Annotated in this window: 16 protein-coding genes and 1 pseudogene; 8 read left to right on the forward strand and 9 right to left on the reverse strand. The window is 40.7% G+C overall.

The features are described 5' to 3' along the window. Positions 1-79 precede the first annotated feature (79 nt). Both RM347_RS11105 and RM347_RS11110 read right to left on the reverse strand, forming a co-directional pair. Positions 80-2,020, reverse strand: a complete 1,941-nt coding sequence (locus tag RM347_RS11105) for an ArnT family glycosyltransferase (RefSeq protein ID WP_322721877.1) — start codon at positions 2,018-2,020, stop codon at positions 80-82. 114 nt (positions 2,021-2,134) lie between these two features. Continuing rightward, positions 2,135-2,773 carry a hypothetical protein gene (locus tag RM347_RS11110; RefSeq protein WP_322721878.1) on the reverse strand — a complete coding sequence of 213 codons (639 nt, stop codon included), beginning with the start codon at positions 2,771-2,773 and terminating at the stop codon, positions 2,135-2,137. A 1,128-nt stretch (positions 2,774-3,901) separates the two neighbouring features. Here RM347_RS11110 and RM347_RS11115 point away from each other — a divergent pair. From RM347_RS11115 to RM347_RS11125, 3 genes are all read left to right on the forward strand, one after another. Further along, positions 3,902-4,234 (forward strand): DUF565 domain-containing protein, encoded by a 333-nt coding sequence (locus tag RM347_RS11115; RefSeq protein ID WP_322721879.1) that lies wholly within the window; start codon positions 3,902-3,904, stop codon positions 4,232-4,234. A gap of 15 nt (positions 4,235-4,249) precedes the next feature. Further along, on the forward strand, positions 4,250-5,296 hold the full coding sequence (locus RM347_RS11120; RefSeq protein WP_322721880.1) for a glycerate kinase: 1,047 nt from the start codon (positions 4,250-4,252) through the stop codon (positions 5,294-5,296). 79 nt (positions 5,297-5,375) lie between these two features. Further along, positions 5,376-6,608, forward strand: a complete 1,233-nt coding sequence (locus RM347_RS11125; protein ID WP_322721881.1) for a GUN4 domain-containing protein — start codon at positions 5,376-5,378, stop codon at positions 6,606-6,608. A 299-nt stretch (positions 6,609-6,907) separates the two neighbouring features. Here RM347_RS11125 and RM347_RS11130 read toward each other — a convergent pair whose 3' ends face one another. From RM347_RS11130 to RM347_RS11145, 4 genes are all read right to left on the reverse strand, one after another. Further along, a complete protein-coding gene (locus RM347_RS11130; RefSeq protein ID WP_322721882.1) occupies positions 6,908-7,531 on the reverse strand; it encodes a Uma2 family endonuclease in 624 nt (207 codons plus the stop codon). 41 nt (positions 7,532-7,572) lie between these two features. Next, positions 7,573-8,208: a restriction endonuclease subunit R gene (locus RM347_RS11135; RefSeq protein ID WP_322721883.1), complete on the reverse strand. Its 636-nt coding sequence runs from the start codon at positions 8,206-8,208 to the stop codon at positions 7,573-7,575. Between the two features lie 155 nt (positions 8,209-8,363). Continuing rightward, entirely contained in the window at positions 8,364-9,887 is a 1,524-nt protein-coding gene (locus RM347_RS11140) for a SulP family inorganic anion transporter (protein ID WP_322721884.1), read from the reverse strand. Between the two features lie 430 nt (positions 9,888-10,317). Further along, positions 10,318-11,877, reverse strand: coding sequence for an ABC transporter permease subunit (locus RM347_RS11145; protein ID WP_322721885.1), 1,560 nt, complete (start codon positions 11,875-11,877; stop codon positions 10,318-10,320). Between the two features lie 87 nt (positions 11,878-11,964). Here RM347_RS11145 and RM347_RS11150 point away from each other — a divergent pair. Continuing rightward, positions 11,965-12,725: pseudogene (locus tag RM347_RS11150) on the forward strand (amino acid ABC transporter ATP-binding protein). A 97-nt stretch (positions 12,726-12,822) separates the two neighbouring features. Here RM347_RS11150 and RM347_RS11155 read toward each other — a convergent pair. Further along, entirely contained in the window at positions 12,823-13,023 is a 201-nt protein-coding gene (locus tag RM347_RS11155; RefSeq protein ID WP_322721886.1) for a hypothetical protein, read from the reverse strand. Positions 13,024-13,206: 183 nt separating this feature from the next. Next, the gene (lipB, locus tag RM347_RS11160) at positions 13,207-13,899 is read right to left on the reverse strand and encodes a lipoyl(octanoyl) transferase LipB (RefSeq protein WP_322721887.1); all 693 of its coding nucleotides are present in this window, start codon (positions 13,897-13,899) and stop codon (positions 13,207-13,209) included. 610 nt (positions 13,900-14,509) lie between these two features. Here lipB and hpf point away from each other — a divergent pair. Then, positions 14,510-15,157 (forward strand): ribosome hibernation-promoting factor, HPF/YfiA family, encoded by a 648-nt coding sequence (gene hpf / locus RM347_RS11165; RefSeq protein ID WP_322721888.1) that lies wholly within the window; start codon positions 14,510-14,512, stop codon positions 15,155-15,157. A gap of 61 nt (positions 15,158-15,218) precedes the next feature. Here hpf and RM347_RS11170 read toward each other — a convergent pair whose 3' ends face one another. Continuing rightward, on the reverse strand, positions 15,219-15,677 hold the full coding sequence (locus RM347_RS11170; protein WP_322721889.1) for a peroxiredoxin: 459 nt from the start codon (positions 15,675-15,677) through the stop codon (positions 15,219-15,221). A 118-nt stretch (positions 15,678-15,795) separates the two neighbouring features. On the opposite strand from RM347_RS11170, the gene RM347_RS11175 reads away from it, so the two are divergent. From RM347_RS11175 to RM347_RS11185, 3 genes are all read left to right on the forward strand, one after another. Next, positions 15,796-16,923: an acyltransferase family protein gene (locus RM347_RS11175; protein WP_322721890.1), complete on the forward strand. Its 1,128-nt coding sequence runs from the start codon at positions 15,796-15,798 to the stop codon at positions 16,921-16,923. A 290-nt stretch (positions 16,924-17,213) separates the two neighbouring features. Then, positions 17,214-17,918, forward strand: coding sequence for a CAP domain-containing protein (locus RM347_RS11180; RefSeq protein WP_322721891.1), 705 nt, complete (start codon positions 17,214-17,216; stop codon positions 17,916-17,918). 20 nt (positions 17,919-17,938) lie between these two features. Beyond that, positions 17,939-18,748 (forward strand): hypothetical protein, encoded by an 810-nt coding sequence (locus tag RM347_RS11185; protein ID WP_322721892.1) that lies wholly within the window; start codon positions 17,939-17,941, stop codon positions 18,746-18,748. The last annotated feature ends 10 nt before the right edge of the window (positions 18,749-18,758 follow it).

Raw genomic sequence — 18,758 nt, forward strand, 5'->3', positions numbered from 1 at the left:
TTGGGTAATTAGTCATTCGTCATTAGTCATTAGTCATTGGTTATTCGCAAAGGACAAAGGACAAATGACTAATGACAATTTATGATATATCTATTTTTTCATTTTTCTTTTTCTTAAAAGGAACTCGAACCAAGTTATAAGCACCCTTGGTCGATAAACTCTTGTAATCATCTGGCTGTAAGTCCATTTGTAAAAACTTTTTCTGTTCAGCCAACAGCAGCAGCGAGGGAGGTTGTAATCCTTTGGCAGCCTGGTTTTGAATATGCTCTATAGCCTCTTGGGGAAATCTTAAATAATTTACGTGGATGTGGCTGTAAAATACCACACTAGGCTTTTTGAAGCCAAGCATGATCAATTCTTCATTTGGTTGTTTCGCTTCTAGGATGACCGCAGACAACTCTCTTAAGGGTAATTGACGTTCTCGATCGATAAAGAACGAAGCAGGCGTTAAGACAAAAATTACAAACGCCACAAACCCGATTAAATTAATACTGATAATGTAGTTCCAGCGGCGACTCAATAATAAACCCCCAACCAAAACAGCACAAATTAGCCAAATTACACCCGCTATTACTGGTAAACCAGATTGTTGAATTAGTTCGTGGAAGTTACTTATAGCTGGATCGGTACCTAATATATGGGTTATGTTAAACAGTGCTGTTGCCAAAAATGATAAAAACACTACATTTACCCAACCACTCCAGATGAGTGGGGCGGGGAGAGGGAGACGCAATGAACTAGTATTACTCTGTCCGCGTATCCCCATGTCCTCTTGATTTTCCTTGTCTCCACCTGACCTTGTCTCTATGCTGGGGAAAAGGTCACTCCACAACAGGGCTACTAGGATTGCCGCTGCTGGCATTAAAGGCAATACGTAGCTAGGGAGTTTGGTGACAGCAATGCTGAAAAAGCCAAAGATACTAGCAAACCAGAACCAGGCAAATAAACCAAATTGCTGAAAACGTTTTTGAGAACGCCAATGCGATCGCTGCCAAAACTTTAGTCTTACTATAGAGGCTGGTAAATACACGGAGTATGGCGCAAAACCCAGCAGCACTACTAAAAAGTAAAAATACCAGGGTGCTGAGTGGCCATTAACTACTTCTGTAAAGCGTTCTAGGTTGTGATAACCAAAAAAGGCATTAATATAATTCCAGCCATTGCGCCAAATAACTAGAGCATACCAGGGCACTGACAAACCTATAATTATCAGTATACCTACGAAAAGGTGCATTTCCCGTAACACCTCTCGCACCTTTCCCACATAAAGCAAAAAGGCAGCAACAATTAGCCCTGGCAAGACAATTCCCACTGGTCCTTTAGTCAAAATTGCACCAGCAATCAGCACATAAAAAGCTAAGTACCATTTATTAGGGAATAGGGTATGGTGGATTGGAGATTGGGCATTGATTATTAATTCTGCTCCCTGCTCCCTGCTCCCTTCCTTCCCTGCGTAGCCTAGAAAGAAACATAACAAAGCTGATGCCATGCATCCGGTGAGCAGCATATCAGAGACACCCGTTCTCGCCCAAATAATAGTTTCGGGGTTGAGTGCCATGAGCGCTGCTGCTGTAAAAGATGTTAAATAGCGGCGAGTAGGACGTGAAACTTGTTCTAATTCGTCTTGTTTACCCAAATACCAGTGTACGGTGTAAAAAGCCAAACAAACTAAACCTAAGGCTGCGATCGCTGAAGGAAGGCGTACTGCCCACTCATTCACCCCAATAATGTAATATGCGATCGCCTGACACCAGTAAATTAAAGCAGGTTTATCGAAACGAGTGTCACCATTGAAAAATGGGGTAATCCAATCACCTGTGACGAACATCTGGCGAGAAGCTTCCGCAAACAACGGCTCTGTCTCATCAATCAAGCCAATGTTGCCCAAATTCCATCCAAAAGCTACCCAGCCAATCACTATCAACCACAAAATTGACACAGTTAGACCAAGGGCTGGATTCTTTTCTATTTTGTTGAACCACTGATCGACTGTGCGATTAACACTCAATTTCATTCTCATTTAGTCAATAGTCAACAATCACTAATCAATAGTCGTTGGTTATCTATATTTTGTTCTTCTTCAACAAAACAAGTCTTAAATACTGAGTTATAAACTTAAAATTTAACATTTTTACTACTCAGCACTCAGCACTAGTTGCCATTCTCTCTTTTGGGAATTCCACTTAGGTAATTGAGTTTCGCCGACAACATAGGGGCCCCAGTAACGGCGGGAGCCATCTTGTGCAAAAGCAACTAAAATATCTCCTTTCTCCAGCTTTAAATTATTCTGAGGTAGGGATAGAACCAGTCCCTTCTCACTACCTTCTTGGGGAGCAAAATCCCAATGTGCTGGTACATCATAGTTAGTTTGTTTAGTACCAGAGCCTTTTACTCCTGACTGTCGTGCCAGTAGAGCCAGCCGTACAGGCTGATTTGTTTGATTGCTCATTCGCAAAGTACCTTGATCCTTGGCAATACTTGCTGATTTATCACGATTTGCCAAGACAGGATAAGTATTCTCTTTACTGCTATGTTCTACTTGATTGGTTGGGGTAGTTGCTGGAGTAGATAAACTAGCGGAAATACCTTTTTCAGGTAAAACAGGTGTAGACGAAGTTGCCTTCCACTGGGTAGTTTCTGTTGGCAGTTGTGAAGATGTATCTGGGTTTGTTGACTCAAAGGATACGCTAACTCCAAAGCATCCTACCAAAGCAATAAGCAGTCCCAAGCAAGAAGCTGTAACACCGACGTTACGATACACTGAAGATTTCATATTGATAGTTATTAGAAATAAATATTTCATTTAGGCTTGACCAAATAGTAGCCTATTATCCCAAAAGACAATCACACAAAATAACCTAATATAGACTTTCTTGAAATTAAGGACACGAATGTATTATAAATATCATTCTGATTAGAAAAATTTTGGATGAAATAATTTCTTTGATGTTTGACAAACAAGGGGTACAGACACCTATTTATTCGGATTTTGACCGTAGGCTTGGATAAAAATAAGAAAATTTGATACCAAACTAGATCATTCATTTGTATAAAAAAATAAAAGTTTCCTGAAACCGCTAGCGGTCTCAACAAGGCGTCCTTTGCCAAACCTCAGATAAATCTAAGTGGTATATTTTATCTTCTGCTATCAAAAGCCACCTTTTAAGAAGATGTTTAGAAAGTGCCTAGCAATCCTCCTAAATCCACGCCAGTTCCTTCTCCTATTCAAAGACGATAGGCGTAGCTTGCTTCCCTATATGGATACAAGTCAGGAAACCCACATAAAAGACTAGCTCCCTTTAAAAAGGGGGACTTTGAGTTATTTTCCCCCTTTTTAAAAGCTTGCTTGTGGGGATCAAACTAAATTTATGCTTTCCAAACATCCTCTAAGAAACTGTACTTCTCTGAAGATGATAAAATGGGCAAATTTGAATAAACACTGGAAGCCCAGTAGATATCTACAATATTAACAAACAAGCTGATGCTAAAACCAATATTCTCCTCCTTAATATAGATAGATTTCAAGGGGTCGCGCCCAGGATTCCTCAACTTCTCTACGAGACGTACTCGCCTTCAGCTAAGAAAAGTTGGGGAGGAATAGGTGCTCTGGGACTGGGTACTGGGGAGGAAATTCTTTTAAGATTTGGTTTTGTGCTGTGCCGATCCAAATCTTCAAGAGTCCCCAGTGCCTAGTCCCCATTACTCCTTATCCCCAAAGGGGGCCCGAGTTCCCCAGTCCCCAGTTCAAGATATGTTCCAGAAAATAAATTATCCAAATTTACTCAGATAAGATTTTTCTTTCTCCCCCTGCTCCCTGCTCCCTGCCCCCCTGCCTCCACAGCGATAGGATATTTTTTTAGTTGGAAGTCCCTATATTGACTTTTCCCCAGAAGTCCTTCTCATGCAAAACACTCGTCTCAATAACTTGTTCGATGCCATTGCTAGACGCTTGGGGCAATGGTTTTTAAATCCTTGGCGGCGACTATCAGTGTTGATAATTAGTTTTTTGTTCGGTTTTTTTCTGGGAAACGCAGTTTCCACTACAGCTGGACAACAGGGTGTATTGGACATTACGATCGCTGGTTTTTTAGTACTGTTGACGGAAATTACCAGTAGGATATTTTACAGTCGTAGCTTTTTGGAAAGGCGATCGCTCTTGGTGGACTCATTAAATCTCCTCAAAGTTGGTTTCACCTACAGCCTGTTTCTCGAAGCCTTTAAGCTGGGATCGTAGTGAGATGGGGAATTTATGAATTTGTGGCTGGGTGAAATTTTGGCAACGGATGCGGTAGCGGAAACTTGGCAGCAGCATGCAAGAGAAGCAGCGCTGGCAGATAAGTTAAGGGCTAAAGCTTTTGGGATCGCGCCGGAAAATGTCGATGAAGTGATAGAAAGGCGATCGCATTTACTAAAATCTGTCTTCCCAGCTTTTAATCAATTTTGCCAAACTAACCTCCAAATAGAACCCAAGGAAATGTTACAGGTATTTTGGGACTTGTGGCTGCCTTTGGGGATCAAACTAGCATCGCACCGCCAGGATTTGGGACGCCCTCTGATTCAAGGCATTTTAGGAGGACAAGGGACTGGTAAAACCACAATGTCTAAAGTTCTCAGCTTGATTCTCGATCGCTTGGGATACAGGACTGTGAGTTTGTCTTTGGATGACTTATATAAAACTTACAGCGATCGCTTACTTTTAACACAGCAAGATCCCCGCTTGATTTGGCGCGGCCCACCAGGAACCCACGATATAGATTTAGGTTTAAATGTACTAGATCAAGTTCGCCAGTTGCAAAGTCCAGTGATGGTTCCCCGGTTTGATAAATCTGCTTATGGAGGTGCTGGCGATCGCACTACTCCAGAAATGGTAACAGGTGTAGATATTGTACTATTTGAAGGTTGGTTTGTGGGTGTCCGGCCAATTAACGCATATATATTTGATACTGCACCACTGCCAATTCTCACAGATGAAGATAAAGCATTTGCCCGCGATATGAATCTTCGCCTCTACGATTATTTACCACTGTGGGAGCGATTAGACAGCTTAATTTTGCTCTATCCCACCGATTACCGCTGTTCTTTAGAGTGGCGCAAACAGGCGGAACAGCAGATGATTGCTGCGGGTAAATCGGGAATGAGCAATGCAGAGATAGAGCAATTTGTCAATTATTTTTGGCGATCGCTTCACCCGGAATTATTCATCAAGCCGTTGGTAAAAGATGCAACAGTGGTTGATTTAGTTATTGAGATCCATGCTGATCATAGCTTTGGTGAAGTGTATTGCGATCGCACTTAGGGCGTTAGTTCTCAAGCAAATCAGCTAAAAACACTATAATTTGCTTAAAGCGTGATTTCTCCTACTCTTTAGACCAAAAATGCCAGAGGTATCGTTACAGCTTTTCTTTTCTTACTCTCACAAAGACGAAGCTCTACGGGATGAACTAGCTAAACACCTGAGCATATTAGAATGGCAGGGCGTTATTTCAAGCTGGCACGATCGTAAGATACTACCTGGAGAGGAGTGGGATTACCAAATTAACGATAATCTAAACACCGCCGACATCATTCTATTGCTCATCAGTTCAGATTTTCTTTTTTCTAAATATTGCTGGGATGTCGAAGTTAAGAAGGCAATAGAACGTCACCATGCTGGAGAGGCTTGTGTTATCCCGGTTATTCTGCGAAGCGTTGATTGGAGTGGCGCACCATTTGCAAAACTTCAAGCTTTGCCTAAGAATGCTGAACCTGTAGTGTCAAGGCATTGGCACAATCAAGATGAAGCTTTCACAGATGTAGCTAGAGGAATTCGGGCGGCTGCTGAGAAGCTAAAGAAGGAAAGAGAGGAACAGCAAAAACAGGAAGCAGAAAGGCTACGACTACGGGAACAAGAAGAGGAAACCAGGAAGCTACAACAACAGCAACAAAAAAGGCTGCGGCTACATGAACAACAAGGAGAAGCAGATAGGCTACGAAGACAGGAAGCAGAAAGACTGCGAAGACAACAAGAACAAGGAGAAGCAGATAGGCTACAAAGACAGGAAGTAGAAAGACTACGAAGACAAGGAGAACAAGAAAAAGCCGATAAGCTGCGACTACAACAGCAATCTACTGCCAAGGATCTCCTCTCTGAGAAGGGCATAGACTATACACGGTTGCGCGATTTACTTAAAGCTGGGAATTGGAAAGAAGCAGATCAACAAACTCTGGCTGTTATGCTCCAAGCCACCGGCAGAGAACAAGAAGGCTGGCTTGATCCTGAATCAATTAATAACCTTCCTTGTAGTGACTTACGCACCATTGACCAACTGTGGGTAAAATACAGTGATGGGCACTTTGGGTTTAGTGTGCAAAAGCGAATTTGGGAAAGCTTTGGAAAAGACTACCAAAAGTTTGGTGATCGCGTCGGATGGCGAAAAGGAATTAATTTTAACAAAGACTGGCTATTTTACTCAGACCTGACCTTCACAAAAAACTCTCCGCAAGGACATTTACCTGCTCGGTATGTCTTGCTTCATGGTATGTCTTGTTTCATGGTTCGGGGTATGGGTCGGGGGGTGTGGTTGGCTGGTTGGGCGGGTGCGTGTCTTCTCTCGCATCAAGACTTGTAAACTTTAACATATAAGGCTTACAGGAATTTGTGAAGATTCACAAACAAGTCATTTCGTACGAAGTATTGCGGTTTCTACGTTTCCGTTACCTGGTATAGGGCATAAAAAAAGTCTTCTTGTTGTGCTTGTAGTACAATGCTAGCTTTTTGGCTGTCATAGCAATTAGCAAAGATAAATTTGCTTGCTACTTTTTCTATTTCTTAGTTACTTGCTTCCCATTCATCCCAAGGTAGTCTCATACTAATTCGTAATTCGTAATTCGTAATTAGACAAGTTGTAAAAAAGCTCTCTCAATATCTTTAACTACTTGGGAAACCTCCAGCTTGAAAAATCTGTTCAGCGGTTAAATTCAATTCTGGGAAAGTAGGTGAGACGATGCGATCCTTACCTCTAAATTGAGTAACTTGGTATTCACCATCGATTAATTGATAAATAGACATAGTAGACTGTTTAGGGTTGCCAGTAAACTTTTTAGCGCCTAAAGCGAGATAATCTACAATCCAATATTCAGGAATTCCAATACCCTCATACTTACCTTGTTTTGTGTAATAGTCATCATCCCAATTAGTACTAACTACCTCAACTACCAAGGGAATTGATGCCGGATATGATACAGTTGATTCTTTTTTCCATAACGGCTCATTCACTAAATTAAGACGATTTAATATCAACACATCTGGGGAATAGGCAGATAACGAATTAGAAGGCTTTATCAGCGCAGTTTTAGGGATTATATAAGGTAAATTTAATCGGTCAAATTCTACTGTTAGTTTTCTAGCGATAAAACCAACAACATCTTCATGTTCACCAGTTGGTTGAGGCATTTCAACGATCGCGCCATCATGTAATTCGTATCTTCCGCCTTCAGGCCGCCACGCTGCAAAATCTTCAAAGGTTACTAGTTTGGGTATGGCTTGACTCATAAATTTTTGCCTTGGCTTGTATGTTGCTTTAATACTTGCTTTTAAAGCTGACAAATTGCTTTTAAAATTTGTAGCAACTGACTTGAACGCTCTCTTTCCATTAAATTTAATTCTGGTAACAGGTAATAAATAGGCGGATTTCCTTGTTCAATATAGACAAACTGATAACTTCTACCATTAGTCGTTAATCCCCAAACTGATTTTTGATTATCTAAATTTTTATAAGCATAAGTGAGTAGCTGAGGCAAACCTGTTGAAATATCAACTTGACTATTTTTAGATTCAATTAACAGTACCCAAAAATATGTTTGAGGTTTTGTATGTTGAGCTTTACTAATAGCTAAAATATCAAATCTTCCTTTAATTCTGATATCTTCATCCTCAACTTCAATATCAGCAATATTCTCCTCCAAAACAATCTCAATCGGATAACGGTAAAAACCAGCTAATCTTAGTAAAGGCGCAACTGCAAGAAACTTTACCTGACCCTCAGAAACTTTGCCAGCTGTAAGGTAACGTCGAAAATCATTTCTAATTTGCAGAAGTTCTTGTTGTTCGACTTCGAGGAGAGGTTCTAAAGATAAGTAGTTAGAAAATGAGTCACTGTACTGTTCTTGAAAACCAAACAGACGCTGAACTTCTTCTAAGGATAAATTACGAGCATTGAAAATTGTCATATATTTTTGGTTAATTCAGGCGTAACTCAATCCAAATTCACTATATAAAACCTATCTTAACCCCTGGCTGATTACATAGAATACAAACAATTTGTAGGGTAGGGTAGCATAGCCGTGCCACCCTACCGTGAGCAAAATTCAATCTAGCTTGACTACTACAAAGTAAATGGGTTGCGATTACGATCTATCAGACGATCCCATTGCATAGTTAAAGTGCTTCCCATTTGTTGCTGTTGTTTTGCCCACACTGATAGTAAGTCTAGGCAAGAGTGATCTATATAAGCCAAGTCTTGCATATAAACATGCAATTCACTTCCTGGAGGCACAAGTTCTAAAATGTTCGCCAATTTTGGTAGCCTCACAAATGTTGCCGCACCTTGTAAATGAATGTCTATTCGCTGATTATCTTCGTGCTTAATAATTTGGATATTAAGTACGGACATTTTGTGAATTAGTAACATTCCTGTCAACAGAATACCAATTAAAACACCTGTGATTAGGTCAATAACAACAATCCCGATTAATGTGGCAGAAAATATTACCAGAGGAAAACGTCCATATTTCTTTAACTGGCGAATATGTTCTACTTCGATTAATTTGTAACCAGTAACAACTAGAATTGCTGCCAGACTAGAGATGGGAATTATTTTGAGCAAGGTTGGGGCTGCAATTACTAAAATTAACAGCCATAGACCGTGAAGCATGGTCGATAATCTAGTTTTGGCACCAGCTTCTACGTTTACAGAACTGCGGGCTATCACTCCTGTCATCGGCAAAGCACCCAAGAACCCACATATAATGTTGCCAATTCCTTGCGCCGTTAATTCGCGATCGAAATCGGTTCTTGTCCCGGTATGCAGTCTATCTACTGCTACAGCTGAAAGCAAACTTTCTGTACTAGCAATGAATGCAATCACGATCGCATCAATCAAAACTGGTGCCTGAATTAAGCTTGGCAAACTGGCAGGTGTTGGTAATTGAATTGCTTCTGCCAGATTTGCAGGTACATCAACATACTGAATCGGTAATCGATACACTGTAGCAATAACGGTGCCAATTACAACGCCAACAAGGGCACCAGGTATCAACTTCAAACTATTCGGTTTAAATTTTTCCCACAGCAGAAGACTGATAATAGTTGTTATACCTATCAGTGCTGCAACGTGATGAACGCTACCATCAATAGGGAAGAAAGCTTTGTAAATGCTGTTGGGAATAGAAATTAAATTCTCAATGCCGTGTATACGTGGTTGATCGTCTAGCATGACATGAAATTGGGAAGCGAAGATTAATATCCCAATACCTGCAAGCATTCCATAGATGACAGCCGGTGACATGGCGCGAAACAACTGGCCAAGTTTAAATATACCTGCGAGTAATTGGATTAAACCCGCTAACAGCAGAATTGGCCCAACCATTTCAATGCCATATTGTTGAACTATTTCTGCGACAATCACGGCAAGTCCAGCAGCTGGGCCACTGACAAGCAAAGGAGAACCGGAAACAGCACCAACAATAATTCCGCCTACTATTCCTGTAACTAAGCCGCGAGATGGCGGAAGTCCCGAAGCGATCGCAATACCCATGCAAAGAGGGAGGGCGACAAGAAATACCACAAATGATGCCGGTACTTCACTAGTAAATGAGCATTTGTCTATGATTGCTTTCAAATTTCTCATTTGCTTCTCCTCCAATGAAAAGTTTTTAATTTTTGGCTGGCAAGCTGAACTGTTACAATGCAGCGCAAATTAGGCCTGCATTGAATAGTTCAAACATATTTACTGAGTTTTTATTGCAGCATGACTGTACTGGTATATTCAGCCCTCAAATAGCAAGTACGAAATCATTAAGTTAAATTGACTTACAACTATAGTTACTATTTACATTTCTTAATGATTACAAACCTATGATAACAATATGGTTATCTGATTGATATTACATAACTTTTTTATTGGATTCGTAGTAACTCATTAATTTAAATTGAACAATGACTTATAATCACTCGAAAAAAGGTATAATTTATCTCCCCGTAGCTTGATTTTATCTTAGGGATCTTAACCCCAACTGCTACCTATCCCAAAAAATTAGCTTTCCAAGCATATTCATCGATCATTCTCTGGTTATTGAGAAATCATTTTTGGAAGTCCCTTTGCGCTTGACGGGATTCATCCAAGTTTCCAACTGACTAAACGCCTGTGAAGAAAGTAGTGTTAAACATAAATAAACCACTGCTACACCTGCGTAAATTTCAAAGGCGCGATAGTTGTCAGCAACAATTAGCTGTCCTTTGCGGAACAATTCTTCAAACCCAATCACTGCAACTAAACTTGTATCTTTCAATAAACTGATAAACTCATTACCCAACGGTGGAATCATCCGGCGGAAAGCTTGGGGAAAAATCACATACCTCATGGTTTGCACAGAACTCAAACCTAATGATTGCGCTGCCTCTGCTTGTCCTGTTTCAATTGATTGAATCCCAGCACGCACAACTTCTGCAATATATGCAGCGCTATTTAAACTTAAAGCAATTACCCCAGCGGTTAAGCGATCAAAAGTAAATGTCAAACCAAGTTCTTGTAAAATTGCTGGGAAACCAAAGTAAATCATAAAAATTTGCACCAGCAAAGGTGTTCCCCGAAAAAAATCTACATACGCCCTCGCTATCCAACGCACAGGTGCAATATGAGAAAGGCGGACAATACCAATCAGCGAACCGCCAATTAAACCAAACACTACAGAAAGTATTGTCAATTGCAACGTTACCAACGCACCCTGCAATAGAGTTGGAAAAGCCTGCAAAATCACGTCAAATGAGGTAAATATTTTAGGTGCACCAGTGCTAGCTTGATTCTCAAATGGTGATTTCACTGGTAATAATGGCGGTTCGGCTTTAAACCATTTTTGGTAAATTTGGGAATAAGTACCATTTTTCAGCACCCTATCCAAACCATCATTTATCAATGCTAAATTCGGCGATTCTTTATCTGTAGCAATTCCATAAAACTCCTCCGTCAACAATTGCTGTACAACTTTAATTCTCTTAAGATTTACCGTATTAATTGCATATAAAGTCACAGGTGCATCATTAATTACTGCATCCACATTACCATTGAGCAATTCTTGCAGGGCTAAAAGTGCAGAATCAAAACTACGAATTTGTACTCTCGGAATACTCTTAGCTTTTGCAGCCCCTGTTGTACCAATTTGTACTGCAATTTTTTTATTTTTGAGACTATCAAAACCAGCAATATCTTGATTGTCTGCGCGAATTGCGTAGGCGTAGCCCGTCGTAGACATCGCTAATCCAGCTTTAAAATAAGGACGGGAAAAAGAAATCGTCTTCGCCCTCTCCTCTGTAATTGTGATCGAACTAATCGCCGCATCTACAGTTTTACCTTGTAAAGCTGGGATAATGCCATCAAAAGGCAGACTTTGAAAATCTAGTTTAAAGTTAGCAGAGGAAGCAATCGCATTCATCAAATCAATGGAAAACCCCTGCAACTCGCCGCCTTTTCCTTGAAACTCTAAAGGTGGAAACGCAGGTTCGGTAGCAACCCGCAGAGTTTTCCCGGCGCTAGAGTTCACAGCACAGCTAATTAGTAATAAACAGCTAAAACCTACGAAGACACATAAATACAGCCAACGCATAAAACCAAATTTAGCCATATTATTTTCTCTCTCCCTCTGCGCTCTCTGTGCCTCTGCGGTTTCTTAAAACATTACAATCAACTGTAGAGCAGCTTGACATAAGTAATGAACAATACTATCCCCGCCATTATTTTTGACAATATCGAAAAAAATTTTGGTTCCCTAAAAGTCCTCAAAGGAATCACAGGCGAAATCAATCGGGGAAAAGTCATCGCAGTTGTCGGTTCCTCCGGCTGTGGTAAAAGTACCCTACTACGCTGCTTCAATCGACTAGAAACCATTGACAAAGGACGCTTGATAGTCAACGGTATCAACGTATCCCGACCCACTGTCAACTATAGCCAACTGCGGCAACTACGGACACAAGTAGGCATGGTTTTCCAGCAATTCAACCTGTTTCCCCATCTCAGCGTTCTGGAAAATATGACACTCGCCCCTCGGAAAGTCTTGGGTAAAACACCGAAAGAAAGCGCCGAATTAGCGAGATTGTATTTAGAAAAAGTTGGCTTATTTGACAAAGCCTCTGCTTATCCCGAACAACTTTCTGGAGGACAAAAGCAACGAGTAGCGTAGGCATCGCCCGTAGTTTATGTATGAATCCCCAAATCATGCTATTTGACGAACCTACCAGCGCCCTAGATCCCGAACTCGTCGGCGAAGTTCTGCAAGTGATGCAACAATTAGCAGCAGAAGGCATGACAATGGTGGTTGTCACACATGAAATGCAATTTGCAAAAGAAGTAGCCCATCAGGTGATATTTTTAGACAAAGGTATTGTGACAGAACAAGGCCCAGCCTATGAAGTGCTGACTAATCCTCAAAGCGATCGCCTACGTATTTTCCTCAGTCGCCTCAATAGCAGATAGTTAAGAGTTAGAGACGCGATTAATCGCGTTTGTACAGGAGTTAGGAGTTATAAATTAAAGGCTTCTTTTGAACTCATCACTCAGCACTCAGCACTCTTTAAAGGTACTCGCGCAAGAAATCAAAGGGATCGTCCTCCCAACAAGGTTCAGGTATCAGCCAAAACAAACTACCGCTGATGTCGGCTTCAATTTCATCACCGTCGTCTCTATCAAATAGTTCTATTAAAGCTGTCCAATCACGTTCTCTCAGAGATGTTAACGATGGGGCATATACCTGAAGATTATTTAAGTAATTCACGCGCAAAATTGTGCTTGTCAGCCGTAAAAAGTTAGGATAAAAATTTGTAAATAATCAAATTTTAGCTTTGACAACCGCAGTTAAATAGTTATTTTGATAATATTAAATATGGACTACTCTCATAAGTGTCTCACAATTTAAATAGGACTGCTATAGTATTTATTACATAATTACAAGCTGAATTTACTCAGACCGGAAAAATCCTTCAGCCTGAGATTCGATTAATTCCACACCAAAGACTTCCGTAAAGGACTGTGCTACATAAAAACGCACTTCTTGGCAGGTAATACCAGGAATCCATTCGGCTAAACTGCCTACTGGTTTATCAGAGATACCACAGGGTACAATGCGCTCAAAGCCTGTCATATCTGGACAAACATTTAATGCAAAGCCGTGCATGGTAATCCAACGGCTGACTTTTATACCAATAGCCGCAACTTTTCGCCCTTGTAACCAAACGCCAGTAAAAGCCGGAATTCTTTCTCCCTGCAACCCATAAACTGCCAATACGCGAATTATTACTTCTTCGAGTTGCCGTAAGTACCAATGGAGGTCTTTACGATAACGTTGCAGATTTAAAATTGGATACCCCACCAGTTGACCGGGACAATGGTAAGTAACCTCGCCGCCTCGTTCAACTCTATGCACATTATACTGACTTTTGTCAATATCAAATTTGAGAAAATCTGAGTTGGCTCCTTGCCCTAAAGTGTAGACAGGTGGATGTTCTAGCAAAATTAACACGTCATCTAGACTGGGGTCATGGATGCGCTCAGTCAGGAGCGATCGCTGCCATCCATGAGCTTCTGAGTAAGGCATCAATCCTTGGTTATACAGCAAACAACGGTTTTTGTGTGGTTCTATACTAGGGATCATGCCAAAAATCAACTTGGATTGGGGACGAAATATATTTCAAGTTACAGGATTGGAGTCAAAAAATGTCAAGATTTGCAAAGGATTTTAAAGGAAAGTCAAGGGAACATGCATTAGAAAATACAAAGTGCTAGCTTGAATATACAACCTCAATAGGTTTTAGGAGGAATTCTCTGCAATAAGCATCATGCCAAGACAATAAAGACGAATGTACTGGCTGATGACTCTCATACTTTGCATTTAAAACAGAATCAAATTTCCACAAAGATTTGGATTATTGAACAACAGCAAGCAAACTTCAACCGAACACAGAAGGAGCAACTATTAACAGTTCTGTAAGCGTTGTTTTAACACAGAAGACAGTTACAGAAGTTACTGCTCAAATTTCCTCACCAAAGAGTTCTAGGTGAATATCCAATTGGATATCAGCGCAGAGATGAGGAAAATCAAGGGTATAATGAGCAAAAACCCAGATGTAGTAAGCTTAGAGACGGCTTACGGGCAGTACATAGAAAAAGTTCACAATTTGTTTTGGCGGGAGTAATAGACCTTACCGCAATTTCTTTTCATACAAAGCAAATTCACACATTAAATATTCAGTGGGAGAGTTTACATGAAGCTTGTCATCCACGGCAAAAATATTGAAATCACCGAAGCAATTCGTGAGTATGTACATCAAAAGATTGAAAAAGCAGTTAGTCACTTTCAGAGCATTACAAATGAAGTGGATGTGCATCTTAGCGTAGCCCGTAATCCCCGAATTAATCCAAGACAAGCAGCTGAAGTAACTATTTACGCTAATGGAAGCGTTATCCGTGCCGAGGAAAGCAGCGAAAACCTCTATGCCAGTATTGACTTAGTTGCAGATAAAATTGCCCGTCAACTGCGGAAGTACAAAGAACGGCGTCAAGATCAGAAAACTCATGCCCTACCAACAGAAGTAGTTGTTGCAGAGACGGTAGTCACAGATTTAATTGGCGATCGCATCCCCGAATTGCCCAACGAAGTCGTTCGCACCAAATATTTTTCTATGCCGCCGATGACCCTTGCAGAAGCCCTGGAACAACTGCAACTTGTGGGACACGACTTTTATATGTTCCGCAATTCTGAAACTGGAGAGATTAATGTAATTTACGAACGCAACCACGGCGGTTATGGTGTAATTCATCCCCGCAATGGTAACGGACATACTAACGGCAAGAATGGCAAGTCAAGCCACGCTAATGTTGCCATGCCGGAAAAGTCGCATTCGAGTAAATAGGGACTGGGAATTAGGGACTGGGGATTGGGAAAGAGTTTCTCAATCCCCAGTACCCAATCCCTTATTTTACAAGTTGTTGCAGCGTTTTCAGCGCTTCCTCAACGTGACCTTTAAAGTTAAACATTGAATCAAACACGTATTGCACAACTCCCTGTTGGTCAATAACGTAAGTAACACGACCAGGGAATAAGCCAAAGGCCGCTGTTGCACCATATAGCTTCCGCACTTGGTCACCTTTGTCAGTTAACAGAGTAAAAGGTAGATTGTATTTCGCAGCAAATCGCTGGTGAGATTCGCTGGAGTCAGCACTCACGCCGACAACTTCAGCGCCAGCAGTTTTAAACACTTCATACTGATCGCGAAAGGCGCAGGATTCAGCCGTACATCCAGGTGTGTCGTCTTTGGGATAAAAATATAGGACAACAGCTTTTTTGCCGCGAAAATCTTGGAGGCTAATTGTTGAGCCGTTTTGGGCAGGTAGAGTGAAATCAGGAGCTGTATCTCCAACTTTGATTGGCATAGCGAGTGGTGGTAATTACTTAACAAAATTTTACCTTGTATCCAAGTCTATAAATTTTGCTTGATTACCTGCATCAAGCGGAGTAGCTTAGATACTCATGTAACATAAAATTCCGTTTATGCGCCTGACTTCACTGGATGTTTTTCGCGGTATTACTATCGCTGGAATGATTCTCGTCAATATGGCGGGAGTCGCAGATGATGTATATCCTCCCTTAGCCCACGCCGATTGGCATGGCTGCACACCAACTGACTTAGTATTTCCCTTCTTTCTCTTCATTGTTGGTGTAGCGATGGCTTTCTCATTGTCAAAGTACACCGAAGGCAATAAACCAACCTCAGCTATTTACTGGCGGATATTGCGCCGCGCCGCCATTCTCTTTGCCTTAGGATTGCTGCTAAATGGCTTTTGGAATCAGGGTGTTTGGACTTTTGATTTGAATAGCATCCGCATTATGGGAGTGTTGCAGCGGATCAGCCTTACCTATCTACTGGCTTCCCTGGCTGTTCTCAACCTTCCGCGTAAAGGTCAATGGATACTAGCAGCAGTACTACTCATCGGCTACTGGCTAATGATGATGTATGTACCAGTACCCGATTATGGTGCGGGATTTCTGACGCGGGAAGGTAATTTTGGCGCTTATGTTGACCGCCTAATTATTCCGAAAGCACATTTATATAAAGGTGATGGTTTCAAGTTTATGGGAGATCCAGAAGGACTTTTCAGTACTATTCCCGCTATAGTAAATGTCCTCGCTGGCTACTTCACTGGGCAATGGATACGCAGTCAACCAGTACAGTCACGCACAAGTATAGGTTTAGCGTTATTTGGAGTTGGTTGCTTAATTATTGGTTGGGTATGGGGGTGGACATTCCCCATTAACAAAAAGCTGTGGACAAGTTCCTATGTAGTCTTTACCAGCGGTTGGGCGTTACTGTTGTTAGCAGCTTGTTATGAACTCATCGAAGTACGGCTGATGCGTCGCTGGAGTAAACCTTTTGAAATTATGGGCTTAAATGCGATCGCTCTTTTCGTTGCATCCGTTTTGTTGATTAAAATTTTAGTCAAAACCACTATTGGCACAGACAAAGACGCTCCCAGTACCTACAATTGGATTTACCAGAATTTTTTCGCATCTTGGGCGGGGGTTTTGAATGGTTCCCTATTGTTTGCCCTAGTCACCGTGTTGTTGTGGTGGGCTGTTGGTGTTTTGATGTATCGGCAACGCTGGTTTTTGAAAGTGTAAATTTGAAAGCAGGCGTCAGAATATGAAAAGATTTTTGTTGTTATTTACGTTTTAGTGTTATCGAGGTTACAACAGGTATTAAGTGATAGCTTTGTAACACTTTAGGAACAAAGGCAATCGCAACTTTATCTATATTATTGGCGCATTAATCTGCGCTTTCTTTGGCGAACTCACTTAAGTTCTAATATCGTTTCTAACGGCAGAAGCGTCTATAGACTTATCTGTGCGTTGAAAATTCTTATTTCTTCTAATTCACTAAATTAATCCATAGAAAAATTGTGAGGTAATGGATGCGTCGCATGAAATTTTGGGTATTTTTGCCAATTGCCTTGATATTCGGCTGCTCAGATCAACTGTTTCAATCTAACCCGTCTGTAGCCAACTCTAACCCAGCATTAGTTCCACAAACTAGTCCGACTTTGTTAGCCAAGGCAAGTTACCTTTCACCGCTGGAACAACAGGTAATTGTTGAAACAAATAAGGTACGAACAAATCCCAAGGCATACCTCCCAATTCTGGAAAACTATAGAAAGCGCTTTGAGGGAAACCGAGTCAAAATTTCTAATAATACCTATTTGCGAACTCAAGAAGGAGTCAAAGCTGTTGATGAAGCGATCGCATTTTTGAAATCAGCACGGCCTGTAGGAGCGTTGAGTGCATCTAAGGGCATGTCTTTAGGAGCAAAAGACCACGTTAAAGACCAAGGGCCAAAAGGCGCTACAGGTCATGATGGTAGCGATGGTAGCAGTCCTTTTACTCGCATCAACCGTTATGGTAAATGGCAAACAACCGCAGGTGAAAATATCAGTTATGGCCCAAACACCGCTCAAGATATCGTCATGCAATTAATTATTGATGATGGTGTGCGCGATCGCGGTCATCGAAAAAACATTTTTAACGGCGCTTTTAAAGTCTCTGGTGTTGCTTATGGAACTCACAAATCATATAGAACAATTTGTGTAATTAACTACGCTGGAGGTTATAGAGATAAATAATTTGAGATGGGGAACGGGGAGTGGGAAAGAAGCAGGGAGCAGAGAGCAAGGGAGAAGAGTTTTCCCCTCTGCACAATGCCTCATTCCCAATCCAAAATTTAAAATCTAAAATCGTATATTCTATGTCTAGAGACTTTGTTACCATTATAGTATTTTTTACTTTTGTAGCTGTTGTTATAAATATTTTATATTTTCAATGGGAAAACAAAAAGGAACAGAAAAGAAGTGACAAAATAAAACTTATTTTTGCTCAGTTAAAAATGAACTTTTTAGCAGAAGACAGTAATAACATTATACAGAATTTACATAATTTTAGACTGTTCAATAAAGGAGGAAGAAAGCTAGTTAAGAATATCTTGTCGAAAGAAATAAAAAACTTTAAAATATACATTTTTGAATACAGATACTCAATATCTAGTGCTAAAACCAGATACGAACATTGGCAAACAGTAGCTTTTTTGTATGACGATAATATGCGTTTTTGTAAATTTTTCTTAAAACCAAAAGGGATTTTAGATCAACTCAGTCATTTTTTAGGATATCAGGATATTAAGTTTGAAAACTATCCCAGATTTTATGAACAATATCTGTTAAGGGGTAGTGATGAGCAAGGCATTCGCCAGATATTTACTGACAATGTACTTTCTTTTTTTGAAGCCAAAATAGGATTCTACCCAGCTATACAAACAACGCCATGTTTAGAGGCAGCTGACTCCTGCTTGATCTATTACCGTGAAAATGTACGTCTTGAACCAGAACAGATTGAATTGTTCTTACAAGAGGGAATGGAAGTTTTTGATTTATTGAGAGCAAAAGTATCCAATAACTAAAGGATACTGT

The sequence above is a fragment of the Nostoc sp. ChiQUE02 genome (assembly GCF_034531305.2).
Taxonomy (GTDB): Bacteria; Cyanobacteriota; Cyanobacteriia; order Cyanobacteriales; family Nostocaceae; genus Nostoc.